Raw genomic sequence first — 24275 nt, 5'->3', positions numbered from 1 at the left:
GGCTCCTCGCTGCGCTCGTCGCACCTCGACCACCGGATCCCAACAGATAGGAACACCATGAGCACCATCGTCATCTTCGGCGGCACCGGCTACGCCGGCGGCAACATCGCCCGCGAAGCCGTCTCCCGCGGCCACCAGGTCATCTCCTACAGCCGCACCGCCCCGGCCGAGCAGGCCGACGGCGTCGAGTACCGCACCGGCTCGCTCACCGACGACGCCGTCCTCGCGCAGGCCGCGGCAGACGCCGACGACCTGGTCGTGGCCACGCACGGCGCCGACGTCGGCGGTTCCCCGCTCGTCGACCACGTCGGTCGCCTCACCTCCGCCGCGATCGAGCACGGCGCGCGCCTGTCCTTCGTTGGCGGCGCCGGTTCGCTCCACGTGGCGAAGGGGGGTCCCCGCCTCGTCGACACCCCCGACTTCCACGAGGACTGGAAGCCCGAGGCCCTCTCCCACGCCAAGGTCCTCGACGCCCTGCGCGAGGCGCCGCAGGAGCTGCGCTGGTTCTACGTCTCCCCCGCGGCCCTCTTCGGCTCCTTCGCCCCCGGTGAGACGACCGGTAGCTACCGGCTCGGTGGCGACGAGCTCGTGACCGACGCCGAGGGCAACTCGGAGATCTCGGGCACGGACTTCGCGCTGGCCTACGTCGACGAGATCGAGCAGGGCAAGCACCCGCGGCAGCGGTTCACCGTCGCCCACTGAGGCCGATGACCTTCGGCCCCGGCGGCGGACCGCCCGGGCCGAAGGTCAAGATCCGGTGACGACCTCGGCGACTCGCGGACAGACAGCGCAATGTGTGCTGCGCAGTGTCACGGTGGAAGGCATGAACCTCACGACGGGCCTCATGACAGGGGCGGCCATGATCTCGGTCGCCGGCCTCCCCTTCGTCATGGCCTGGGTCGAGCAGACCCTGATGACCAACACCCGCGTCAAGCCTCCGCGGAGCTGACCTACGCCACGAAGTCCGGCCACCCCGCGTCGAGGTAGTCGACGAAGCGGTCACTCACGCTCTCCGCGTGCAGGTGCTCCCGGGTCACGGGCAGCGCCTGCATGGCGAAGGCCCCGTCCGCCTCCACCCTCCGCGGGAAGTCGTGGTGGACGATCGCGGCGCGGCCGAGATCGACGAAGTCGGCTCCCTTCGCCAGGCACCACCGGGCCTGCTGGGCCGAGCGGATCTTGCCGGCGACGCCCAGGCGGGTCTGCCCACGCTCCAGACCGGTGAAGGCGTCGATGAGCAGGTCGCCCTCCTCGTCGACGGTCATGAAGGCGTCCCACAGCGACATGTCGACGTAGTCGACGAGGCCCGAGTCGAGCACCCACTGGGCGACGGTGATGCCTTCGTCGAGGACGATCCCGTTGCCCTGCGGCGTGAGGCGGACCCCCACCTGGAAGTCGGGGCCGGTCCGCTCCCGGATCCCACGCAGAACCTCGAAGAGCATCCGAGCACGGTCCTCGAGAGAGCCGCCGTAGCCGTCGGTGCGGTGGTTGTGCCGACCGTCGAGGAACTGGCAGATGAGGTAGCCGTGGGCACCGTGCACCTCGACGCCGTCGAAGCCGGCGCGCTCCGCACGTTCGGCACCGACGACGAAGTCCTCGACCGCCTGCTGCACCTCGCCGGTGCTCAGGGCGCGGACCCCGCGCTCGGGGTCGGCCCACGGGGCGACGTTGTCGACACCGGTGACGGTCGGGTCGGAGCGGCGGCCGCCGTGGTGCAGCTGGACGGACGAGACGCTGCCGGCCGCGCGGATGCCGTCGGCCAGACGCGTCAGGCCCGCGAGGTGCCGGTCGTCGCTGATGCCGAGTTGCCCGCCCCACGCCTGCCCCGCCCGAGACACGTAGGTCGCGCAGGTCATCGTCAGGCCGAAGCCGCCTTCGGCACGGGCCACGAGCCATCGGTACTCGTCGTCGGAGAGGGTGCCGTCGGCGTGGCTCTGGGTGTTGGTGAGCGGGGCGAGGGCGAAGCGGTTGGCCCAGGCAGCGCCGTGCCCCAGCTCGAGGCGGTCGTGGAGAGTGGTCATGGCGCCATCCTCTCAACGCCCGGCCGGCCGCACGCTGGTCGAGGTGCGAAGCCAACGCTGGTCGAGGTGCGAAGGCCGCCAGGCCTGAGCCTCGAGACCCCGGATCCGACGCTACGCCGCTGCTCCGTACGACGGGTCAGATCCGGTGCCTGTGGATCGTCGAGATGCGATCGGCGGGGATCTCGCTACCGTGGATGCAGTTCGGGGGCGGGCTCTGCCCCACATGCGACGAAGGGGAGAACCCGTGCAGTCCACGAAAGGTGCAGCGATCCTTGCTGCCGTGGCAGTCCTGACCGGTGGCCTGGCGGCCTGCGGCGACGACAGCGAGCCGCAGGAGTCGACGACCACCGCCTCCCCGATCGACCGCAGCACCGACTCCCCCTCGTCGTCGGAGTCGAGCTCTTCGTCGGAGTCCGAGACCTCGTCCGGCGACGGCTCGGGCGACGGCGCAGAGCTGCCTGACGACCTGCCGCCCGAGGCCCGTAAGAACACCAAGGAAGGCGCTGCCGCCTTCGGTGAGTACTACTACGAAGCAGTTGGAGAGGCGTCGCACTCGGGCGTCACTACCGACCTCGCACCGCTCGGAGATGACGAGTGCACCCCTTGTTCCAAGGTGGTGAGCAACATCGAGCAGGACGCCGCGAAGGGACAAACAAGGAGCGCCAAGCCTTATTCGCTCAGCAACGTGAAGGCTGCAGAGCGCCCAGACCAAGGCTTCAAGGTTTCGATGACGGTTGATGTGAAGGCTCACCACGTATACGAAAACGACAAGATCATCGGCGATGTCGAGAAGACGCAGTACATGCTCACCGAGCACGTCGTTTGGTCGGGTGGTAGGTGGCACATTGCCGATTGGGTGATCTCATGACAAGAATCGCTCGAGCCGCCTTAGCCGCAGCACTCCTCGCTGGGCTGGTCATGCCGGTGTCCGCAAGTGCCACCACACGGGACGATAAGGACCCGCCTCCCCGCGCAACCTTTTCAGATCAAGGTGCGAAGGCCGCTGGTGAGTCAACCAAGGACCTTCGTGCACCCCAAGGCACCCTGAAGGGGGCAGATGCCGGCGGCGCGCCAGCATCCCAGCCCGGCGCCCCGCGGTCCGCCCACATCGTCAGCACCGACGTCAAGGGCCCAGCCAAGAAGGACAAGGTCGAGGTCAGGTACGTCCCGTGTGACAACTCGATGCCCCAGTGCGTCGGCACTCGGGCGGGGTGCATCACCGAGTCCGGGAACCCGAACAACTTCGACCTGCCGGTCATCACCCAGGTCAGTGTCAACGACGGACCGTGGCAGTCCTCGGCTCGTGCCTCCTGCGGTCCTCCCCGCGCCGTCACGGTTCCCGGCGCTCCGGGCGAGCCCGCCCAGACGGTCCCGGTCCAGCCCCCGCCGGTCCCGACCATGGCCCAGATCCAGACAGCCTTCCGCGAGCTGCCCTTCAGCAAGCCCAGCGTCTCGGTCCAGCCCAAGGGCAACAAGACCCTCAAGGGCTTGGAGACCTTCTACGCCGCCACCTGGCCCAACGACTCCGGCCTCCAGCCCGGCGAGACGAGCAAGCCGGTCAAGCTGTTGTCCTGGACCATCGACTTCCGCGTCGCGGCGCAGGACTACCGCTACGACTTCGGCGACGGCACCACGTCGGAGTGGACGACCAGCACCGGCGGCACCTACCCCGACGGGGACGTCACCCACACCTACAAAAACACAGGCGACATGGACGTCAAGGTCGACGCCCGCCTCACCGGCCAGTACCGCGTCAACGGCGGCCAGTGGCAGGACATCGCCACCGTCGCCGACCTCCAGGACGAGCCCGTCGACACCCTCGAGGTCCTCGGCACCCGCACCCGCCTGACCTCCTACACCTACTGACCGGGCAGCGACGCCACGTTCCGTTCCGCATGATTCACAGCACGAGTCAGGGGCGTACCGGCCGATTCAGCCATGCCAACACGGTCACCAGGAGCGCGTGACCCACCAGCCGGAGCAACGGCGTAGCGTCCGATTGACCCCCTTCGTCCGCTCCCCGCTGCCCTCACCCAAGCGCGAGACTGGCCTCATGGCTCTCACCGACGCTGCTTACCAGTCCGACCCCGGCGGTCCCCTCGACGTCGACCACGAGCTCTACGACCGCATCGGGTCGATGGTCGACGGCCGCGAGCTCGTCGTCTCCTTCACCATCCCGATCCGCAGCGGTCGCGCGTGGGAGGTCCCCGCCGGCCACGTCTGCCGCATCGTCACCATCGAGGGCCCCCAGGTCGCCGACCTCAATCTGTGGAGTCTGCACGACCCGCGCGAGCGCCTCTGGGCCGCCCGCACCCGCCAACTCCAGGCCGCCCACGTCTCGCTCCACGACCGGCTGTGGTCGACCCTGCCCTTCCTCCGCCCGCTCGTGACGATCACCGGCGACTCCCTCGCCGACTACGGCGTCGACGACGACGGGGGCCGCGTCCACGACCTGCTCGGCACCCGGTGCGACCCCTACGTCAGCCAGATGCTCAACGACGCCCCCTTCGACTACCACTGCCACTCCAACCTGACGCGGGCCGTGCGGCCGTGGCACCTCACCGAGCTCGACGTCCACGACGTGCTCAACGTCTTCCAGTGCACGGGGCTCAACGACCGCGACGAGTACTTCATGAAGACCTGCCCCGCCACGCAGGGCGACTACTTCGAGTTCTTCGCCGAGATCGACGTGCTCGCGGCCCTGTCCACGTGCCCGGGCGGCGACCTGTCGGTCCCGATGTTCGGCCCCGAGGCCGGCGACGCCGAGGCCGTCTGCCGCCCGCTCGGCATCGAGGTCCGCCGGGTCCCGGACGAGGCGCTCGAGGGCTGGTCCCCGCCGGCGCGCGCCGCCTACGCGCAGGACCACGGGCTGGCGGCCCGCCCCTGGAGGTGAGGGGCTCCCCCTTCGCCCGAGGTCACCGACGCCCCCGCCACCCGGAGTCGTTGTGGTCATTGCGCCCGCCGACCACGACCCAGGTCCGCGCCCCCTGCGGCGTGACGTGCAACGAGAGCCCACGGGGATAGAAGCCGGACGACCCGCTGGCGAAGACCCGGCCGGGTGGCATCGGTGCCGGCCTCACTCCCCGACCCCACGAACCGATCGGGGTCGCCATGACCTGCGGCCCCCACGGCACATCCGTGACGTCGTGCACGAGCGCCGGCGGGGCCCCAGCGAGGATCCGCCGCACCCGCAGGTGCGTCCTGACCGCGCCCCAGACGACACCGAGCCCGACGGCCCCGAGCACCGCCAGGAAGGCGACGAGCCAGAACTGCCACACCCCGGGCGACGAGGTGTGCACGTCGTCGTCGGTCACCCACACCTGCATCTGGTCGCCGACCTGGTCGTGGCCCCCGCACTCCGTGACGGTGTCGACCCGGCTCCGTCCATCCTGCTGCCACTCGAGCGTCAGGTGCTTCCGCGTGCCATAACTCCGACGACCGGAGCGGCACCGCCCGTCGACCTCGATCTGGGTGATCGTCGCGGTGTACTCCTCGCTCTGCGACAGCACGTGCTGGCGCGTCTTGCTGTCGGCGGCGACCAGCGCGAGGCCGACGACGGCCATCGCGAGCAGCACCACGCACCAAGCGATCGCCTTCTTGACCGCAGACCGGACGTGGTGGTGGAGCAGGCGGATCTCGGAGGGCGGCACAGCCAGATGTCTACCAGCGACGAGCGCGCCCGCGCCCGAGGCGAAGGGGGGAGCACTCCCCTTGGCCCCGGGACGCAGCCCGCATCAAGCTAGTGCCGCACCCCGCGCATCGCCCGACGGACCGCCTCGTCGAAGCCGACGAGACCCTGCGCCGGCAGACCCACGAGCTCGTCGAGGTCGTGCTCGCGACGCACGACCTCGTGCACGAGGCTGCCGACGAGGGGTTTGGCCACGGCGGCGTCGACCGGGGTCACGAGCCCGACCCAGTGGCTCGCGAGCCACGGCGTGAGGACCGGCAGCCCGAGGACCAGCCGGCGGCGCAGCCCGGTGACCGCCGCGAAGCGCTGGATCATCTGCTCGTAGGTCAGCACCTCGGGCCCGCCGATGTCAAAGGCCCGGTTGACCTCGGCCGGCAGCCCCGCCGCACCCACGAGGTAGTGCAACGCATCGTCGATCGCAATCGGCTGGATCCGGTTGCGCAACCACTGCGGGGCGACCATCACGGGTAGCCGCTCGGTGAGGTAGCGCAGCATGTCGAAGGAGACCGACCCGTTGCCGAGCACGACCGCTGCCTGGAGGACGGCCGTCGGCACCGGACCGTCGAGCAGGATCTGCCCGACCTCGACGCGCGAGGCGAGGTGCTCCGACAGGTCCGCACCCTCGGGGTGCAAGCCGCCGAGGTAGACGATGCGCTCCACGCCAGCCTCGCCCGCGGCCGCGGCGAAGCCCTCAGCGAGCTCTCGGTCGCGGCGCGCGAGATCCCCCCCGCCGTCCATCGAGTGCACGAGGTAGTAGGCGACGTCGGTCCCCGACAGCGCCCGGCGCAGGTCGGCCTCGGATGTCGCGTCGCCCTCGACGACCTCGACGCGGTCGATCCAGTCGCGGCCGCGCAGCCGCTCGCTCGAGCGCGTGAGGACCCGCACCTTCCAGCCGTCGTCGAGCAGCCGGGGCACGAGCAGCCCGCCGATGTAGCCGGTGGCGCCGGTGACGAGTGCGGTGCCGGGCTCTTCCGGCGCGGCGAAGGGGGTGGAAGTTTCGGTCATGGGTGGATCACCTCAGGAGGTCGAGGGCGGGTGGAAGAAGCACGAGCATCGAGCTGGACCAGATGACATGGGTGATGACCGGGGCGAGCACTCCCCCGGTGACCCGACGCTGGGCCCCGGTGAGCAGCCCCAGCAGCAGGGCAGCAAAGGTGAGCATGACGTTGCCGGTGGCGGCGGTGACAAGTGTGTAGACGAGGGTCGTCACGGCGAGCGCGTGCCGACTACCGACCGCGGCGAAGAGGGCCCCGCGGAAGAAGAGCTCCTCGCCGACCCCCGTCACGACGGTGATGAGCCAGACGATCGGCAGCGAGCCGTAGCGGGCGTGGTCGAGCACCGCATCGACCCGGTCGGCGAGCCACGGCACCGCGCCGACGACGACGGCGCCGGCGACGAAGACTCCGACGGCGAGCAGCGCCAGTGCCACGGGCTGCACCACCGGTCGCGCCAGCCCGGACTCGCGCGTGTGTGCCCACCCGACGTGCAGCCTCCCGGCCGCCAGGCCCCCGACCGCCCACACCCCGGCGAGCGCCAGCCCGCCGACGTAGAAGGACTCGTCACCAGGCGGGATGCGCAGGGTCACCGCGAGGACGACCGCTCCGACGACGAGGGTCAGCGCGCTGACCACCCGGCGTCGGCGTACCAGCGCGTCGGGCTCCCGGTGATCACGCGGCACCGGCGCGACAACCGCTGCTGCGATGAAGGCCCGCAGTTCCACCACGGGGTGGATCATGCCCGGGTCCGCTCGTACCGGTCCAGCGCCTCACGTCGCTCCTCCGCGTGGTCGACGACCCGCTGCGGGTAGCCGTGCGCGTACCCCTCGTCGTGGTCCCACGGGGTGTGCGCCGTCGCGCCCGGCAGGTGCGCGAGCTCGGGCAGCCAGCGGCGCACGTAGGCGCCGTCGGGGTCGAAGCGCTCCCCCTGCCGCACGGGGTTGAAGACACGGAAGTACGGCGCCGCGTCCGTCCCGGTGCCGGCAACCCACTGCCAGCCGTGGGAGTTGGAGGCGAGGTCGCCGTCGACGAGGTGGTCGAGGAAGTGCCGCGCCCCGACCGGCCACCACACGTGCAGGTCCTTTGGTGAGGAAGCTCGCGACGACCATCCGCACCCGGTTGTGCATCCAGCCCTGCGCCGCGAGCTGGCGCATCCCCGCGTCGACGAAGGGGAAGCCGGTGCGCCCCTCGCGCCAGGCCGCGACGAGCCGGTCGGTCTCCGGACCCTCGTCGTAGGGCAGGCCGGCGAGCACGTCACGCAGGTCCTGCCAGGCCGACTCCGGGTGGTGCCAGAGCACGTCGGCGTAGAACTCGCGCCAGGCGAGCTCGGTGACGAAGCGCTGCGCGCCCTCGCCGTCGCCGTCGGGGTGCGCAGCGAGGTCGGCGAGCATCGTGCGCGGGTGGATCTCGCCGTGGGCGAGGTGGACCGACATCCGGCTCGTCGCGTCGAGGTCAGGCCGGTCACGAGCGGTGTCGTAGTCGACGAGCTCGTCGTCGAGGAAGGCCTGCCACCGGCGCAGGGCAGCCTCCTCCCCTGCCGCTCCGTCGACCGCCTCCTCGTCGGCAGCGGCCAGGACCGCCGGGAGCCCGTCGTCGCCGAGGCCGTCGAGCAGGTCGGCGTCGACGCGCCTCCACTCGACGTCGGTCCTGCCCGCGGGCTCCGGCCAGCCGTGGTCGCGCCAGGCCCGGGCGAAGGGAGTGAACACCTTGTAGGGGGTGCCCTCACCCGTGCGGACCAGGCCCGGCCCGACGGCACAGGGACTGCCGGTCGTCACCAGCTCGCGACCCGCAGCGGTGAGCTCGTCGGCGACCGCCGCGTCACGCTCGCGGCCCTCCGGCGTCGTGTCCCGGGTGACGTGCACCCGGTCCGCGCCCACCGCCTCGGCCGCCCGCGCCACGAGGTCCACCGGGTCGCCGACGCGCACGACGAGGGCGCCCCCGGTCGCCCGGTGCAGTGCGGCGAGCGAGCGTCGCAACCGCTGCGCCGGCGGGCGCTCGTCGTCCACCTGACCCGGTTCGAGCACGACGAGGGGCAGGACCTCCCCTTCGTCATGGGCAGCGAGGAGCGCCGGGTGGTCGGCCAGGCACAGGTCCCGGCGAAACCACAGCACGCTCGTCATGCTCTGCCCGCCAGTCGTGACGACAGCGCCGTCCATGCGCGCACCGGCAGGAGGCGGGCGAGTTTCATCGTCACCGCCATGGGCCACGGGAAGACGATCTCGGGTCGGCCCGACTCGAGGCCGTCGGCGATCTCGCGCGCCGCCTCGTCAGCGTCGATGATGAAGGGCATGGGGAAGGAGTTGCTCTCCGTCATCTCCGTCCGGACGAAGCCGGGGCAGACCGTCGTGACGCGAACTCCCTTCGCGGACAAGGACGCTCGCATGGACTCCAGGAGGGTGATCTGGGCCGACTTCGTCGCGGCATAGGCCTCGGCCCCGGAGAGGCCGCGGTAACCGGCGACCGAGGCGACGCCCACGAGGTGACCGCTGCGTCGGGCGACCATGTCGGGCACGGTGGCGTCGACGACGTGCCCGAGACCGAGAAGGTTGACCTCGACGTGCCGGGCGAACTCCTCGGCCTGCCAGTCGGTCGCGTCGAAGGTGTGCCAGTAGCCGGCACACCACACGACCGTGTCGATGGGCCCGATGGTCTCGCCCACCTGCCGTGCCCCCTCGAGCACCGCGGCGTGGTCGGTCACGTCGACCGGGACGGTCGCGAAGCGCCCCCGGGACAGCTCGTCGAGCCGATCCGCCCGGCGCGCGCTCACGGCGACGATCGCTCCGCGCTCGTGCAGCTCCTCGGCGAGAGCCGCGCCGATGCCGCTCGACGCCCCGACGAGCCAGACCCGCTGCCCCACCAGGCTGCTCACAACAGCACCTCGCGCTCGAGGCGGATCTGCGCCACGTCGAGGTAGCCGGCGGCGAAGCCGGCCTCGCAGTAGGCGAGGTAGAACTCCCACGTGCGCCGGAAGGTCTCGTCGAAGCCCGCCGCGGAGATCGTCGGCCACTGCTCCAGGAAGCGCTCGCGCCACCGGCGCAGCGTCACCGCGTAGTCCTGGCCGAAGTGGTGCGCGCTCGTCACCCGCAGCGAGGTGTGCCGCTCGGTCGTCTCCTCGATCGCCCGGGTCGAGGGGATGAGCCCGCCGGGGAAGATGTGCTTCTGGATCCAGCCGTAGGACCGCCGGGTCGCGAGGTAGCGATCGTGCGACATGAGGATCGACTGGATCGCAGCCACCCCACCGGGGGCGAGCAGGTCGTCGATCGTCCGGAAGTAGGTCGGCCAGTACTCCTCGCCGACCGCCTCGATCATCTCGGCGCTGACGACCGCGTCGAACTGTCCCTGGACCTCGCGGTAGTCCTGCAGCCGCACGGACACCCGGTCGGCCAGGCCCGCAGCCGCGATGCGCTCACGGGCCAGCTCGGCCTGCTCCCGCGAGAGCGTGATCGTCGTGACCTGCGCGCCTCGGCGCGCGGCGGCGATCGCGAGAGATCCCCACCCGGTGCCGATCTCGAGGACGCGCGACCCCTTGCGCACACCGGCGGTGTCGAGGACCGCCTCGATCTTCGCCGCCTGGGCCTCCTCGAGGCTCTGCTCCGCGAGCGGTCGCGAGCGGTCGAAGAGCGCGGAGCTGTAGCTGAGCGTCTCGTCGAGGAAGGCCTCGAAGAGCTCGTTGCTCAGGTCGTAGTGCGCCTCGATGTTGGTCCGCGACCCGAGCAGCGTGTTGCGCGTCGAGGCCGGGATGCGCCGGTCGACGACCCGCCGCCACCGGGCCAGCCCCGGGGGCACGAGGGTCGTCATCCGCTGCGCGAAGGGCAGCAGCGCGTCCGCCAGGTCGGTCCCGGGCGCGGCGTCCCAGTCCCCGGCCATGTAGCCCTCGCCGAGCCCGATCTTCGGGTGGTGGGCCATCCGCTCGAAGAGCGCGGTCGGCCGCAGGATGCGCAGCGTGGGCGCGTCCGGGTCGTCGGCGCCGCCGAGCTCGGTGCCGTCGGGCATCGTCACCCGCACCGGCGCCCGTCGCAGGACGGCGGCGAGGATCGGGCGGGCCAGGTGCGCACGCAGGCACCACGGGCGCAGCGAGGGACGCCGCAGGCACAGCGGCTGGTCGAGGGCGGGGGCTGTGGTCATCGGACATGCTCCTGTGGGTGGGGAGTGCGGGGCTGGATGGGCAGGCGTCGCGCCCACAGCCGGATGCCGTGGATGCGGATGAGCGCGCTGACGCGCCAGGTCATGAGCAGATGGCGAAGGGCGGTGCCCACGACCGCGGCGTCCGTCGCCGCGCGCGGCACCCCGGTCGTCGTCGCGGTGAGCACCCGAGCACCGTCGCGGTCGAGGCCGACGGTCACGGTGACCCGCTCGGGGTCGAGCCGCAGCGAGACCGCGTACTCCCCCTCGGTGTCGTTGAACGGCGAGACGTAGAACGCCTTGTCCGTGCGCGCCCGACCGCTCGCGTCGACGTCGAGCAGGTAGGCGTGCCGCTCGCCGTAGGTGTTGTGCACCTCGAAGACGCAGGCCCGCAGCCGCCCGTCGGGCGCGAGGCACCAGTAGACGGTGAGCGGGTCGAAGACGTGCCCGAGCACCCGCGCGTGCGCGAGCATGACGACGCGGTCACCGGCCTCGAGCTGCACGCCGCGGTGGGCGAGGAACCGCTCGAGGTCGCCCCGGATCCCGCCGCCGAGCCGACCGCCGTCGAGGTGGTCGCGGGCCTCGATGCGGGTCAGCGCCCGCAGCGGCCCGCGGTGCCGCGGCAGGTCGTCGACGTCGACGAGCCATTGGTAGTGGCGGTGGGCGAAGGCGTGCTCGAGCGGCGTGCGGCGGGTGTGGCTCACGGTCCCGACGACCAGGCTCGGGAGGGTCGGCAGGTCGGTGCGGGTCGCTGCTGTGGTCACCACGAGCCCCCGAGCCGCTGTGCCGCCTCGACACCCGAGCGGCACCCGTCCTCGTGGAACCCCCAGCCCAGGTGCGCGCCGGCGAAGGCGAGCCGGTCGCCGCCCGCGGTGCGCAGGCGGGCGGCCGCGGCCACCGCCTCCCGGGTGAAGACCGGGTGCGCGTAGTCCATCCGGGCGACCACGTCCCCTTCGTCGAAGGGGGTCGGGGAGTTGAGCGTCACGAGGAACTGGTCACCGCCCTCGTCGTACCCGTGGAGGCGGTTCATCCAGTAGCTGACCCGCGGCTGCAGCGCGCCGCCGCACGTGGCGCTGCGGTAGTTCCACGACGCGCGCGCCCGCCGCGCCCGCGGCAGGTGGCTCGTGTCGCGGTGCAGCACGGTCTCGTTGCGGGTGTAGCGGATCGCGGCGAGGTCCTCCTTTTCCTGCGGGGTCGCGTCGGCGAGGAGGGCGAGGGCCTGGTCGGCGTGCGTGGCGACGACGACCTTGTCGAAGGTCTCGGCGGGTGCGGAGCCCCGAAGGGGACCCCCACCGGCGGTGCGCACGTCGACCCCGTCGTCGTGCCGGGTGATCGCGGTGACCGGCGAGCCGGTGCGCACGTCGGGCAGTCGCGCGGTGAGCGCGTCGACGTAGGTGGCCGAGCCGCCGACGACGGTGCGCCAGGTCGGCGACCCGGAGACGCTGAGCATGCCGTGGTGCTCGAGGAAGGCGAAGAGGTGGCGGGCCGGGTAGTCGAGCGAGTCCTCGTCACCGGAGGACCAGACGCACGAGACGAGCGGCAGCGCGAAGTGGGCGACGAAGTAGCGCGAGAAGCCGTGCCGGTCGAGGAACTCGCCCCACGTCGGGTCGTCCGTGGCGCCCGCGTCGTGGAGCAGGGCCCGGGCGGCGCGGTGGAAGCGCGGGATCTCGGTGAGCATGCGCACGAAGCGCGGGTCGAGCGCCCGCCGCGGCTGGGCGAGCACCGCGCCCGCGCCGCGGCCACCGGCCCACGACAGGCCGCACCCGTCACAGGTGATCGACATGCTCATCTCGGTCGGCCGGGTCGGCACGTCGAGCTCGCGGAAGAGGCGCAGCAGGTGCGGGTAGGTGCGCTCGTTGTGGACGATGAACCCGCTGTCCACCCGCAGGCTGCCCCCGTCGCTCGTGGGCACCGTGTGCGTGTGGGCGTGCCCGCCGAGCCGGCTGTCGGCCTCGTAGAGGGTGACGTCGTGGGTGCGGGCCAGAACGTGCGCGGCCGTCAGGCCGGAGACGCCCGCGCCGACGACGGCGGCGCGCGGACGCCCGGTGGACGATGGGTCGCGGTGGTCGGTCACGGCGGGACTCCTGCGGTGGACGGGGACGAAGGGGGCGACTCTCGAAGAGGGCGACTCTCGAAGGGGGTTCGGCGCCACCCGCGTCCAAAGATTGTTTAACCTTTGTCCAGACGCTAGAGTGACTTTCGTTCGGTTGTCAAATGTTTGTTCAAGGATGGTTCGACGATGAAGATCACCCGCACGATCACCGTCCCCGGTACCCCTCCGGCGCTCGTGTACGCCTACCTCAGCGACTTCACGACGAGCGAGGAGTGGGACCCGGGCACCCTCGAGACGAAGCTCGTCGAGGGCGACGGCGGGGTGGGCAGCCGCTACCACAACCGCTCGGTCTTCCGCGGGCGGCAGACCGAGCTGACCTACGTGACGGTCGACCTGCAGCCGGGCCGCCTGGTCGTCATGCGCGGCGACAACGACACGGTGGGCGTGCAGGACACCATGTCGATCAGTGCGGGTCCCGACGGCGGTAGCGTGCTCGTCTACGAGGCGGACTTCACCTTCAAGGGCCTCGCCAAGCTGGCCACCCCCTTCCTCCGCGGCCCGCTGCGGCGCCTCGGGGACGATGCCGAGGAGGCACTCACCCGAGTGCTGCCGCAGCTGTAGAGGAGCCCGAGGACCACCGCCCATGTACACGATCAAGCGCGCCGCCGAGCTGACCGGGGTCCCGGCCGCGACCCTGCGCGCCTGGGAGCGCCGCTACGACGTGGTCGAGCCGCAGCGCACCGAAGCCGGATACCGCCTCTACGACGACGAGACGCTGGCGCGGCTGCGCACGATGGCCGAGCTCGTCGCCGACGGCTGGACGGCGAGCAATGCTGCGGCAGAGGCGGGCCGACGCCACAGCGGCACGGGGTCACCCTCCCCCGCACCATCGCCCACCCCCGGCCCGCCCGCCCCCTCGCGGGCGGACGGCCCCCACTTCGAGGCTCCTCCGTCGCACCTCAGCACACCGCCTTCGTCCGGTGACGAGGCGACCCGGCGGCTGCTCGACGCCGCCGCTGCGATGGACCCGGCCGGGGTCGCCGCGGTTCTTGACGAGCGATTCGCCACCGGCTCCTTCGAGGCGGTCGTCGACGACTGGCTGATGCCCGCCCTCGTCGAGCTCGGCGAGGCCTGGGCCGACGGCCGGCTCACCGTTGCGGGGGAGCACCTCGTCGCACACACCGTGCTGCGACGGCTCGCTGCCGCCTTCGACGCCGCCGCCAGCAGGGTCGGCGGGCCACGGGTGGTCGTCGGCCTGCCCGCCGGGGCGCACCACGAGCTCGGCGTCTTCGCGTTCGCAGTGGCCCTGCGTCGGCTGGGCGTCGACGTCGTCTACCTGGGCGCCGACCTGCCGACCGACGCCTGGACCGCGGCTCTGACGGCCCACACCGCGCGGTGCGTGGTCATCGGCGTGCCGCGGCGCCCGGACGCCCGCACGGCCAGCACGCTCGCCAAGACCCTGGCCGACCACCACGGGGTGACCGTCTGCGTGGGCGGCAGCCACCAGGACGACGTCGACGCCGCCACACGCCTCGGACACGCCGTCGGGCCCGCCGCCGCGGAAGTGAGCCGGCTCCTGCGGGGCCGCCGCCGGCGCCCGGCCCCTGCGTAGACTCCGCAGGCCATGAGCACCCTGCAGACCCTCGACCGCGGCCTCGAGGCGATCGAGATCATCTCGCGGCGCACGAGCGGCACCTCACCGGCGGCGCTCGCCGACGAGCTCGGGGTGCACCGCGCCGGGGCCTACCGGGTGCTAGCAACCCTCGAGCAGCGGCACCTGGTCGCCAAGGGGAGCGACGGTCTCTACCGCCTCGGGTCCGGCGCCCTCGCCTACGCGGGGCGGTTCATGAGCCAGTACCGCGTAGCCGCGCAACCGCTCGTGCAGGACCTCGCCGACGACACCGGGTGCACGGCCTTCGTCTCGATCGCCGACCGTGACGAGTCGGTCGCCATCGCCGTGGCCGAGCCGAGCGTCCGCAGGGCCATCGGCATCAGCTACCAGATCGGGACCCGCCATCCCTTGAGCTCGGGTGCCGACGGCATCGCGATCCTGGCCCAGCGACCGCCGCGACCCGACGACCCCGAGGCCGTGCAGACCGCTCGCGCCGACGGACACGCCCTCTCCGACGGACAGATCCAGCCCGGCGCGCTCGGCCTGGCCATTGGCACCGGCAGCATCGCCGACGACGTCGAAGGCGCCGTCGGCGTCATCCGCCTGGGCCGTCCCGGCGACCTCGACGTGGCGACCCTGCTCCCCTTCGTCCAGCACGCTCGCGAGGCCGTCACCCACCTCTGAGACCCCGATCGGCGGTGGTCACGCGGCACCCACACCCGCTAGCCTGTGCGCTGAGCGCACACTCTGATCCGCTCTCCGCACAACGACGTGAAGGACAGCCCATGGCCCACTACCGCCAGGTCGGACCCGTGCCGGGCAAGCGGCACACCCTCTTCAAGGACGCCGACGGCCGGATCCTCTCCGAGGAGCTCATGGGCGAGGAGGGCTTCAGCTCCGACAGCTCGCTGCTCTACCACCGGCACATCCCGTCGAGCATCGTCGGGGCGCGGCCGTGGGAGCTGCCCGACCAGACGCTCACGCCCAACGAGCCGCTGCTCCCCCGGCACCTCAAGCTGCACGACCTCTTCACCGACGAGCAGGCCGCGACCAACGATGCGGTGACCGGGCGCCGGCTCGTCCTCGGCAACGGCGACGTGCGCATCTCCTACGCCCACGTCGGCCTCACCTCGCCGCTCTACAAGAACGCCATCGGGGACGAGTGCGTCTACGTCGAGCGCGGGTCGGCGCTGCTCGAGACGCAGTTCGGCGCGCTCGAGGTGGCCGAGGGCGACTACGCGATCATCCCCCGCGCGACGATTCACCGGTGGGTGCTGCGCGAGGGCGAGACCGCGCGCCTCTACGCCATCGAGGCGAGCAGCCACATCGCCCCGCCGAAGCGCTATCTCTCGCGCTACGGCCAGCTGCTCGAGCACGCGCCCTACTGCGAGCGCGACCTGCGCGGCCCGACGCAGCCGCTGCTCGTCGACGCGCAGGACGTCGACGTGCACATCAAGCACCGCGGGCGCGGCCCGAGCGGCATCACCGGCACGATCCACACGGTGCCCGAGCACCCCTTCGACGTCGTGGGCTGGGACGGGTGCCTCTACCCCTATGTCTTCAACATCCGCGACTACATGCCGATCACGGGCAAGGTGCACCAGCCGCCGCCGGTCCACCAGGTCTTCGAGGGCCACAACTTCGTCATCTGCAACTTCGTGCCGCGCAAGGTCGACTACCACGAGCTCGCCGTGCCGGTGCCGTACTACCACTCCAACGTCGACAGCGACGAGATCATGTTCTACGTCGACGGTGACTACGAGGCGCGCAAGGGCTCAGGCATCGGCAAGGGGTCGATCTCGGTGCACCCCGGCGGGCACGCGCACGGCCCGCAGCCGGGCGCCGTCGAGGCATCGCTCGGCGCGGAGTACTTCGACGAGACGGCCGTCATGGTCGACACCTTCCGCCCGCTCGACCTCGGCGAGGGCGGCGTGGCCGTCGACGACGGGGTCTACGCGCGGTCGTGGACCGGCGGGCGATGGGTGGGTGACGCATGAGCGCCGTGCCCGAGCAGTTCGTCGCGTTCTTCGACGACGCCGCGACCTTCCCGCCCGGGCTCGCGCCCGTGACGCAGGCCGTGACCGACCACGTCGCGCGCCGCTCGACGCTCCTCGACAGTGCTGTGGGTCCGGCCGTGCTGTCGCTGGCGGACCTGCCGGAGGCACGCCGGGTCGCGGCCGGCCTCGACCTCTCCGGTGGTCCGGTCGAGGTCTCCGTGGTCACCCCGGCGGGCCGGCTCCACGAGGCGCTCGACGTGGCGAAGGGGGTGACCCCCGAGCTGCAGGTCGTGGCCGTGGAGCTCAAGACGGCCCCCGACGACCGGTCGGTGTGGGAGGCCCAGATCGCCGAGGCCGCAGCGGTGACCGACCTGCCGGTCTACGTGGAGCTGACGGCAGCCCAGGTCTCGCAGGGCGCCCTCGACCTGCTGGCGGGGACCCCCCTTCGGCTGAAGTACCGGACGGGCGGGATCGAGGCGCACCTCTTCCCCACCCCGCAGGAGCTCGGCGACGTGCTCGTCGCCGCGGTGACCGCCGGGCTGCCCTTCAAGCTCACGGCGGGGCTGCACGAGGCGGTGCGCTACACCAACGCCGACACGGGCTTCACCCACCACGGCTTCCTCAACATCGCGCTGGCCACGCAGGCCGCGCGCGCCGGCGAAGACCGCGGGGTCGTCGCCGGCTGGCTCGCCGAGACCCACCCGGTGCGACTCGGCGAGGCCGTGGCCGCCTCCGACGGCGCCTGGCGCGCCTCCTTCACCAGCTTCGGCACGTGCAGCGTCGGCGAGCCCGCCGAGAGCCTGCACCGACTCGACCTCTTCCCCGCCCTCTGACGACAGGACGCTCCATGACGACTGCGGCACAACGACTTGCGACCGAGGGCTTCGGCCCCGACAACCTGCCCTACGGCTCCTTCTCCCCCGCCGGCGGTGAGCCGCGGCTGGGCGTGCGCCTCGGTGACGTGGCGATCTCGCTGCGTGACCTCGTGCCGGCCGTGGCCGGCGCGGGTGGCCCCGCGCTGGCGCTCGAGGTGGGCGACGCGGCGTCGGCGGACGACCTCGACACGCTGCTCGCCGCCGGCCACACGGTGTGGCAGCCGCTGCGCGCCTGGCTGCAGGAGGTCGTCACGACCGACGGGCTCGATGGCATCGTCGCGGCGGTGTCGACGCCGGTGTCCGAGGTGACGATGCACATGCCCTTCACCGTCGCCGACTACGTCGACTACTACGCGTCGGAGCAGCACGCGAGCAACATCGGGCGCATGTTTCGCCCGGACCAAGCGCCGCTCCTGCCCAACTGGAAGCACCTGCCCGTCGGCTACCACGGCCGCGCCGGCACCGTCGTGCCGTCGGGGACCGACGTGCCGCGGCCCAAGGGGCTGCGGCCCGAGGAGGGCGGGACCCCGAGCTTCGGTCCGTCGCGCCGACTCGACATCGAGGCCGAGATGGGCTTCGTGGTCGGCGGGTCCGCACCCGACGGCGAGGTGTCCGTCGCGCGGGCCGCGGCCGAGCACCTCTTCGGTGTCGTGCTCTTCAACGACTGGTCGGCGCGCGACATCCAGGGCTTCGAGTACGTGCCGCTCGGCCCCTACCTCGGCAAGTCCTTCGCCTCGTCGATCTCGCTGTGGGTCGTGCCGTGGGACGCGCTGGCCGCCGCCCGGGTCGCCCCGCCGGCGCGTGAGCACGCCCTCGCGGAGTACCTCGACGACACGGGCCGGGACTGGGCCCTCGACATCACGATGGAGGTCGAGCTCGACGGCGAGGTCGTCTCGCACCCGCCCTACCGCACGATGTACTGGACCGCGCCGCAGATGGTCGCGCACATGAGCGTCAACGGCGCCTCGCTCCGGCCCGGTGACTTCTTCGGGTCCGGCACCGTCTCGGGTGACGAGCGCGACCAGCGCGGCTCCTTCATGGAGCTGTCGTGGGGCGGCAAGGAGCCGCTCGTGCTCGCCGACGGACGCGAGCAGCGCTTCCTCGAGGACGGTCAGACCGTCGTGCTGCGCGGCCACGCGCCCGGCGCCGACGGGTCGGTCATCGACCTCGGCGAGTGCGTGGGGACAATCCTGCCGGCGAGGTGACGGCGGGGGCGTCTAGATTGACGCGGTGACCACCACCGAGCGCTTGCACGCGCGTCTGATCAAGCGCGACCTCGAGGCGGAGGCCGAGCTGCCGGAACCCGTGCGGCGCAACGTGCCGGGCAACACCGTTCGGCTCGTCGGGGCCAACGCCCTGCAGTCCTCGGGCGACCAGATGGTCAACGCCTCGACGGTCCTGCCATGGCTCTTCCACGCCATCGGTGTGCCGGCCGCGCTCACCGGCGCCCTCGTGCCGATCCGCGAGTCCGGATCGATGCTCCCCCAGGCCTTCCTCACCCCCCTCGTCATCAAGGTCCGCCAGCGCAAGCTCGTCACGCTCGTCGGCGCCCTCGTCCAGGCCCTGTCCGTCGCCGTCATGGCCGTCACCGCCGCGATCGGCAGCGGGCTCGCCGCGGGCCTGACGATCATCGTCGCGCTCGCGGTGTTTTCCCTCGGTCGGTGCCTGACGTCCATCGCCTCCAAGGACGTGCAGGCCAGGACGGTGCCGAAGGGAGAGCGCGGCCAGATCAACGGCCTCGCCACGACCGCCTCCGGTCTCGTCGCCATCACCCTCGGCCTCGCCGTTCGCGCCCTCGGCGAAGGCCTCGACGCGCAGACGCTCGCGGCGATTCTCGGCATCGGGTCGGTGCTGTGGGTGCTCGTGGCGCTCGTGTGGTGGAGCGTGCACGAGCCGGTGGATGCCCCTTCGAGACGGTCGCAGAGCGACCTCCTCAGGGACCGGGGCGAGGGCGAGGGTGAAGAGGAGCAGGACAACTGGTTCGCGCAGACGCTCACCCTGCTGCGCGAGGACGCGACCTTCCGCTCCTTCGTCACGGTCCGCAGCTTCCTGCTCGTCTCCTCGCTCAGCCCGCCCTTCATCGTCACCCTCGCGGTGCAGGCGGGGGCGCCGGCGCTGACCGGCCTTGGTGGCTTCATCATCGCCTCGGGTCTGGCCGCGCTCCTCGGCGGACGAATCTTCGGACGCATGGCCGACCGCTCGAGCAAGCGCCTGATGACGACCGGCGCTGCTCTGGCCTCCCTCGTGCTGCTCGTCCTCGTGCTGCTCGACACGTTCCTCGACCTCGACGGCGACAGCCTGGCGACCTATGCGATCTTCGTCGCCGCCTACTTCCTCGTGACGATGCTGCACACCGGCGTGCGCGTCGGGCGCAAGACCTATGTCGTCGACATGGCCGAAGGTGACCAGCGCACGACCTATGTCGCCGTCTCCAATTCCGCGATGGGCGTCGTCCTGCTACTCGTCGGCGCGATCAGCTCGGCCATCGCCGGCTTCGGCGTCATCTGGGCACTGCTCTTCCTCGCGGGTCTCGGCGTCCTGGGTGTCGTCACCTCCCGCCGCCTGCCCGAGGTCGAAGGCCTGGCGTGACGTCCCCCGGCGGCGTGCGCATGGCCTCCCCGCAGGGCCGCCTGCTGCTGGTGATGACGATCCTCGGGTCCGGCATGGCGGGTATCGACGCGACGATCGTCAACGTCGCCCTGCCGCAGATCGGGCGCTCCTTCGACTCCCCCTTCGCCACCCTGCAGTGGGTCGTGACCGGCTATGCGCTCACTCTGGCGGCCTTCATCCTCCTCGGCGGTTTGCTCGGTGACCGGCTCGGCCGCCAGCGGGTCTTCGTGCTGGGCGTCGCATGGTTCACCGCTGCCTCGCTCGCGTGCGGGTTCGCGCCCACCGCCTGGACTCTCGTCGCCGCACGGGTCGTGCAGGGCGTCGGCGGCGCCCTGCTCACGCCCGCCAGCCTCGCGCTCCTCCAGTCGATGATCGTCCGCGAGGACCGGGCACGAGCCATCGGTGCGTGGGCTGGTCTGGGCGGCGTCGCGATGGCGGTCGGGCCCTTCGTCGGTGGCTGGCTCGTCGACGTCGCGTCGTGGCGCTGGGTCTTCCTCATCAATCTGCCGATCGCTGCGGTCACGCTGGCCATCGCGGCACGCCTGCCGAGGCCCGCTCCGACGGACCGGTCGCAGCAGGCCCCCCTCGACGTCATCGGCGCGGGGCTGGGTGTCGTCGCGCTCGCCGGCACGACGTATGCCCTCACCGCTGCAGGCGAAGGGGGACTTCCCCCCTTCGCCGTCGTGGCCGCGGTGGTCGGGGTCGTCGCCGCGGTCATCTTCGTCGCCCACGAGCACCGCACGACGGCACCGATGCTGCCGTTGGGGATCTTCCGGTCGCGCACCTTCTCGACCGTCACCGTCGTGACCTTCCTCGTGTACGGCGGCATGGGGGTCGTCTTCCTGCTTCTCGTGGTCCAGCTGCAGGTCGTCGCCGGCTGGTCGCCGATCGCCTCCGGCATCGCCTCGCTGCCCACGACCCTGCTCATGATGATCGGCTCGAGCCGCGCGGGCGCCCTCGGCGAGCGCATGGGGCCGCGCCTGCCGATGTCCGTCGGGCCGATCGTCATGGCCCTCGGGATCGTCCTGCTGCTGCGCACCGGGCCGACCACCGACTACGTGCTCGACGTGCTGCCGGGGGTCGTCGTCTTCGGTCTCGGCCTGACCCTGATGGTCGCTCCGCTCACCGCCACGGCCCTGTCGAGCGCGCCCGACGAGCACGCCGGTCTCGCGTCCGGCATCAACAACGCCGTCGCCCGCGCCGGGGGTCTGCTCGGCGTCGCGGCAGTGCCACCGCTGGCCGGGCTCACCGGACGTGTCGTCGAGGACCCGGCCGCCTTCGACGCCGGATTTCGCACCGCGATGCTCGCCTGCGCCGTCGTCATCGCCGGCGGCGGGTTGCTCGCCGGAGCCGCCCTGCGGGGCCGTACCGTGGAGCGGTGACTGGTAACACGCGCGACATCGAGGCCGGCGTCCACCGCGACTTCCGGGAGGAGATGTCCTACGGGTCCTACCTGGCGCTCGACACCCTCCTCGACGCGCAGCGCCCGGTGAGCGAGCACCACGACGAGATGCTCTTCATCGTCCAGCACCAGACGTCGGAGCTGTGGCTCAAGCTCGTGCTGCACGAGACGCGTTCTGCCATGGCGCTCCTCGCCGCCGACGAGATGCGCATGGCGCTCAAGCGGATCGCGCGAGTGAAGCACATCCAGCGCACGCTCACCGACCAGTGGTCGGTGCTCGCGACCCTCACGCCGACGGAGTACCAGGAGTTCCGACCCTTCCTCGGGCACGCGTCGGGCTTCCAGTCCTGGCAGTACCGCGCGGTCGAGTTCGCCCTCGGCAACAAGCACGCCGGCATGCTCCCGGTCCATGCCAGCGACCCCGAGGCGCACGCCGTGCTCAGCGAGCTGCTCGAGGCGCCGAGCCTCTACGACGAGTTCCTCCGCCACCTCTCCCGCCGCGGCTACCCGATCCCCCAGCGGGTCCTCGAGCGGGACGTCACCACGGCCCACGAGCTCGACCCCGAGCTCACCGCGGTGCTCACCGACATCTACCGCGACGCCGAGCAGCACTGGGACGTCTACGAAGCCTGCGAGGAGCTCGTCGACCTCGAGGACAACTTCCAGCTGTGGCGCTTCCGCCACCTCAAGACGGTGCAGCGCACCATCGGCATGAAGACGGGCACCGGTGGCAGCTCCGGCGTCGGGTTCCTCCAGCGAGCGCTCGACCTGACCTTCTTCCCCGAGCTCTTCGCGGTGCGGACGGAGATCGGGGCATGAGCGGCGCGGCAGCGGCGCTGCGGGACACGGCAACTCGGCTCGACGCGGCGGATCCCCTTCGCCACACGCGGGACCTCTACCTCCCTTCGCCAGGGCTCGTCGCCTATCTCGACGGCAACTCGCTGGGGCGCCCCCTTCGCGCCACCGCGGAACGGATCGCCGAGCTCGTCGCCGGCGCCTGGGGCACGCGGCTCATCCGGTCGTGGGACGAGCAGTGGATGGACCTGCCGCTGCGGCTCGGCGACCGCATCGGCGAGGTCTGCCTCGGCGCGGCGCCCGGCCAGACCGTCGTCGGCGACTCCACGACGGTGATGCTCTACAAGCTCTTGCGCGCGGCCGTGGCCGCGGCCGGGCCGCAGCGGCCCGAGATCGTCCTCGACACCGAAAACTTCCCGACCGATCGCTATGTGGCAGAAGGCATCGCGGCCGAGACCGGCGCCGAGCTCGTGTGGCTCGAGCCGGACCCGGCGAAGGGGGTCACCCCCGACCTCGTCGCCGGCGCCCTGACCGGTCGCACCGGTGTCGTCCTGCTCTCCCACGTCGCCTACAAGTCCGCGTGGATCGCCGACCTGCCCGAGATCACCCGGCTCGCCCACGACGCCGGTGCGCTGGTGCTGTGGGACCTGTGCCACTCCGTCGGCGTCGTGCACAGCGACCTAGACGCGCACGGCGTCGACCTCGCGGTGGGGTGCACCTACAAGTTCCTCGGTGGTGGGCCGGGGGCACCCGCCTTCGGCTACGTCGCGGCACGGCACCAGGAGTGGCTGCGGCAGCCGATCCAGGGGTGGATGGGCCACGCCGAGCCCTTTGTCATGGGGCCGGGCTACGCGCCGGGCGCCGGCATGCGCGGCTTCATCTCCGGCACTCCCCCGGTGCTCGGCATGGTCGGCATCGAGGACACCGTCGACCTCATCGAGTCGGTGGGGCTGGATGCGGTGCGGGACAAAGCCGCTCGGCTCGGGCGCTTCGTCATCGAGTCGGTCGACGGGCTGCTCGGCGACCACGGCGTGCGGGTGGTCTCCCCACTCGACGACGAGCTGCGGGGCGGGCACGTGACATTGGCCCACCCGCGCTTCCGCGAGGTCTACCCCGTGCTGTGGGACCGCGATGTGGTGCCGGACTTCCGCGAACCCGACGGGATCCGGCTCGGCCTGTCGCCGCTCAGCACGAGCTATGGCGAGGTGGCCGAGGCGCTCGTCATGGTCGACGAGGTGCTGCGCGCCGGGTGATCGCGGCGAGCACCGAAGGCCAATGCGGCGAGCGCGGGTCGACGACGTCGAAGTGGTCTGCTCCGGGGAGCACGCTGCGCTCCCATCCGGCCGACTGGCGGAGGGGGACGGTCACGTCGGCGTCGCCGTGCACGATCGTGATGCCCTGTGCCGCAACGTCATTGGTTCTTTGTGGAGGCATTGCGTCCCGCAGGCGAAGGGGGTCGAGGCGGGCGTAGATCTCGGGAGCCTGCGCAGGCGTGGCGCCGATCCAGTCGCGCACGGCGTCGGTGCCGAGGCGGTCGTCGACCGCCTCGTCGAGATCGGCGACGGGGGCCAGGGCGACGACGGGGACCGGGGGCAGCGTGGGCGTGAGCGCGCGCCAGAGGACCAGGGTGCCGCCGGCGCTGTGGCCGACCCAGGCGGCGACGTCGTGACCGTCGGCTCGCAGGCGCGCGTCGAGGGCGGTCAGGTCGGCGGTCGTCGCCTCGGGATCGCCCGGCACGCGGCGGTACTCGGCCAGGGCCACGCGCCAGCCGGCTGCCACGAGCGCGCGCGCCATGGGTCGGGCGTGGGTGCGGTCGACGCCGGGGCGGAAGTAGCCGCCGTGGACGACGACGAGGGTGCGGACGGCGGTGTGCGCGGCACCGTCGGGGGCCGCGCCGTCGGAGGCGGCGCCGTCGGAGGCCGCGCTCGTCGGCGGCTCGTGGATCTCGACCACCTGGTCCGGCAGGTCGCCGTAGGCGAGCAGGGTCACCGGTTCGACGGGGTGAGGCGGGCCCCCTTCGCCCTGGAGGCGGGTGAGGGTCTCGTCCTCGGTCTCGTCGTCGACAGCCACGACCTCACCCTCCCACGCGGCGCTCGGGTCGTGGAGGG

General features: G+C 72.0%; 24 protein-coding genes and 1 pseudogene. 15 read left to right on the top strand and 10 right to left on the bottom strand.

What is annotated here, in order from left to right:
* Positions 1–57 precede the first annotated feature (57 nt).
* Together H7A72_RS06040 and H7A72_RS16880 are read left to right on the top strand one after the other, a co-directional pair.
* Positions 58–702, top strand: coding sequence for an NAD(P)-dependent oxidoreductase (locus H7A72_RS06040; protein WP_185221962.1), 645 nt, complete (start codon positions 58–60; stop codon positions 700–702).
* A gap of 121 nt (positions 703–823) precedes the next feature.
* Positions 824–949 carry a hypothetical protein gene (locus H7A72_RS16880; RefSeq protein ID WP_255494286.1) on the top strand — a complete coding sequence of 42 codons (126 nt, stop codon included), beginning with the start codon at positions 824–826 and terminating at the stop codon, positions 947–949.
* Between the two features lies 1 nt (position 950).
* On the opposite strand, the gene H7A72_RS06035 is transcribed toward H7A72_RS16880, so the two are convergent.
* A complete protein-coding gene (locus H7A72_RS06035; protein WP_185221961.1) occupies positions 951–2018 on the bottom strand; it encodes an NADH:flavin oxidoreductase in 1068 nt (355 codons plus the stop codon).
* A 280-nt stretch (positions 2019–2298) separates the two neighbouring features.
* Between H7A72_RS06035 and H7A72_RS06030 the strand changes: the two genes are divergently transcribed.
* From H7A72_RS06030 to H7A72_RS06020, 3 genes are all read left to right on the top strand, one after another.
* Complete coding sequence (locus H7A72_RS06030) at positions 2299–2886, top strand: DUF6318 family protein (protein ID WP_185221960.1); 588 nt, start codon at positions 2299–2301, stop codon at positions 2884–2886.
* Positions 2887–3416: 530 nt separating this feature from the next.
* Positions 3417–3884 (top strand): hypothetical protein, encoded by a 468-nt coding sequence (locus tag H7A72_RS06025; protein WP_223277803.1) that lies wholly within the window; start codon positions 3417–3419, stop codon positions 3882–3884.
* A gap of 187 nt (positions 3885–4071) precedes the next feature.
* Complete coding sequence (locus H7A72_RS06020; RefSeq protein ID WP_185221959.1) at positions 4072–4911, top strand: DUF1989 domain-containing protein; 840 nt, start codon at positions 4072–4074, stop codon at positions 4909–4911.
* 22 nt (positions 4912–4933) lie between these two features.
* Here H7A72_RS06020 and H7A72_RS06015 read toward each other — a convergent pair whose 3' ends face one another.
* From H7A72_RS06015 to H7A72_RS05980, 8 genes and pseudogenes are all read right to left on the bottom strand, one after another.
* Positions 4934–5668: a hypothetical protein gene (locus H7A72_RS06015; RefSeq protein WP_185221958.1), complete on the bottom strand. Its 735-nt coding sequence runs from the start codon at positions 5666–5668 to the stop codon at positions 4934–4936.
* 89 nt (positions 5669–5757) lie between these two features.
* A complete protein-coding gene (locus H7A72_RS06010) occupies positions 5758–6711 on the bottom strand; it encodes an NAD(P)H-binding protein (protein WP_185221957.1) in 954 nt (317 codons plus the stop codon).
* Positions 6712–6718: 7 nt separating this feature from the next.
* Positions 6719–7441 carry a CPBP family intramembrane glutamic endopeptidase gene (locus tag H7A72_RS06005; RefSeq protein ID WP_072624322.1) on the bottom strand — a complete coding sequence of 241 codons (723 nt, stop codon included), beginning with the start codon at positions 7439–7441 and terminating at the stop codon, positions 6719–6721.
* Positions 7438–8821, bottom strand: a pseudogene (locus tag H7A72_RS06000) (deoxyribodipyrimidine photo-lyase). The gene H7A72_RS06005 and the pseudogene H7A72_RS06000 overlap by 4 nt, the downstream one beginning before the upstream one ends.
* Entirely contained in the window at positions 8818–9570 is a 753-nt protein-coding gene (locus tag H7A72_RS05995) for an SDR family oxidoreductase (RefSeq protein ID WP_084450593.1), read from the bottom strand. Before H7A72_RS05995 ends, H7A72_RS06000 begins: the two are co-directional and overlap by 4 nt.
* Positions 9567–10826, bottom strand: coding sequence for a cyclopropane-fatty-acyl-phospholipid synthase family protein (locus tag H7A72_RS05990; RefSeq protein WP_185221956.1), 1260 nt, complete (start codon positions 10824–10826; stop codon positions 9567–9569). The genes H7A72_RS05995 and H7A72_RS05990 overlap by 4 nt, the downstream gene beginning before the upstream one ends.
* Positions 10823–11587: a DUF1365 domain-containing protein gene (locus H7A72_RS05985; protein ID WP_223277802.1), complete on the bottom strand. Its 765-nt coding sequence runs from the start codon at positions 11585–11587 to the stop codon at positions 10823–10825. The genes H7A72_RS05990 and H7A72_RS05985 overlap by 4 nt, the downstream gene beginning before the upstream one ends.
* On the bottom strand, positions 11584–12897 hold the full coding sequence (locus tag H7A72_RS05980) for an NAD(P)/FAD-dependent oxidoreductase (protein ID WP_185221954.1): 1314 nt from the start codon (positions 12895–12897) through the stop codon (positions 11584–11586). The genes H7A72_RS05985 and H7A72_RS05980 overlap by 4 nt, the downstream gene beginning before the upstream one ends.
* A gap of 165 nt (positions 12898–13062) precedes the next feature.
* On the opposite strand from H7A72_RS05980, the gene H7A72_RS05975 reads away from it, so the two are divergent.
* The 10 genes from H7A72_RS05975 (at position 13063) to H7A72_RS05930 (ending at position 23420) form a co-directional block, all read left to right on the top strand.
* The gene (locus H7A72_RS05975) at positions 13063–13497 is read left to right on the top strand and encodes an SRPBCC family protein (protein ID WP_185221953.1); all 435 of its coding nucleotides are present in this window, start codon (positions 13063–13065) and stop codon (positions 13495–13497) included.
* A 22-nt stretch (positions 13498–13519) separates the two neighbouring features.
* Positions 13520–14488, top strand: a complete 969-nt coding sequence (locus H7A72_RS05970; protein WP_185221952.1) for a MerR family transcriptional regulator — start codon at positions 13520–13522, stop codon at positions 14486–14488.
* Between the two features lie 12 nt (positions 14489–14500).
* Positions 14501–15172, top strand: coding sequence for an IclR family transcriptional regulator (locus tag H7A72_RS05965; RefSeq protein WP_185221951.1), 672 nt, complete (start codon positions 14501–14503; stop codon positions 15170–15172).
* A gap of 101 nt (positions 15173–15273) precedes the next feature.
* A complete protein-coding gene (locus H7A72_RS05960; protein WP_185221950.1) occupies positions 15274–16485 on the top strand; it encodes a homogentisate 1,2-dioxygenase in 1212 nt (403 codons plus the stop codon).
* Entirely contained in the window at positions 16482–17318 is an 837-nt protein-coding gene (locus H7A72_RS05955; protein WP_185221949.1) for a hypothetical protein, read from the top strand. Before H7A72_RS05960 ends, H7A72_RS05955 begins: the two co-directional genes overlap by 4 nt.
* A 14-nt stretch (positions 17319–17332) precedes the next feature.
* Positions 17333–18565: a fumarylacetoacetase gene (gene fahA, locus H7A72_RS05950; protein ID WP_084450608.1), complete on the top strand. Its 1233-nt coding sequence runs from the start codon at positions 17333–17335 to the stop codon at positions 18563–18565.
* Between the two features lie 25 nt (positions 18566–18590).
* Complete coding sequence (locus tag H7A72_RS05945; protein ID WP_185221948.1) at positions 18591–19949, top strand: MFS transporter; 1359 nt, start codon at positions 18591–18593, stop codon at positions 19947–19949.
* Positions 19946–21352 (top strand): MFS transporter, encoded by a 1407-nt coding sequence (locus H7A72_RS05940; protein ID WP_185221947.1) that lies wholly within the window; start codon positions 19946–19948, stop codon positions 21350–21352. The genes H7A72_RS05945 and H7A72_RS05940 overlap by 4 nt, the downstream gene beginning before the upstream one ends.
* Positions 21349–22191: a tryptophan 2,3-dioxygenase gene (gene kynA / locus H7A72_RS05935; protein ID WP_185221946.1), complete on the top strand. Its 843-nt coding sequence runs from the start codon at positions 21349–21351 to the stop codon at positions 22189–22191. The genes H7A72_RS05940 and kynA overlap by 4 nt, the downstream gene beginning before the upstream one ends.
* Positions 22188–23420, top strand: coding sequence for a kynureninase (locus tag H7A72_RS05930; RefSeq protein WP_185221945.1), 1233 nt, complete (start codon positions 22188–22190; stop codon positions 23418–23420). The genes kynA and H7A72_RS05930 overlap by 4 nt, the downstream gene beginning before the upstream one ends.
* Here the strand turns inward: H7A72_RS05930 and H7A72_RS05925 are convergent.
* The gene (locus H7A72_RS05925; RefSeq protein WP_185221944.1) at positions 23389–24237 is read right to left on the bottom strand and encodes a S9 family peptidase; all 849 of its coding nucleotides are present in this window, start codon (positions 24235–24237) and stop codon (positions 23389–23391) included. The two genes, H7A72_RS05930 and H7A72_RS05925, sit on opposite strands and share 32 nt — an antisense overlap.
* Positions 24238–24275: the final 38 nt, after the last annotated feature.

Origin of the sequence: Janibacter sp. YB324, from assembly GCF_014217915.1 — a bacterium.
Classification (GTDB): domain Bacteria; phylum Actinomycetota; class Actinomycetes; order Actinomycetales; family Dermatophilaceae; genus Janibacter; species Janibacter indicus.
This window is presented reverse-complemented; position numbering and strand designations above follow the sequence as displayed.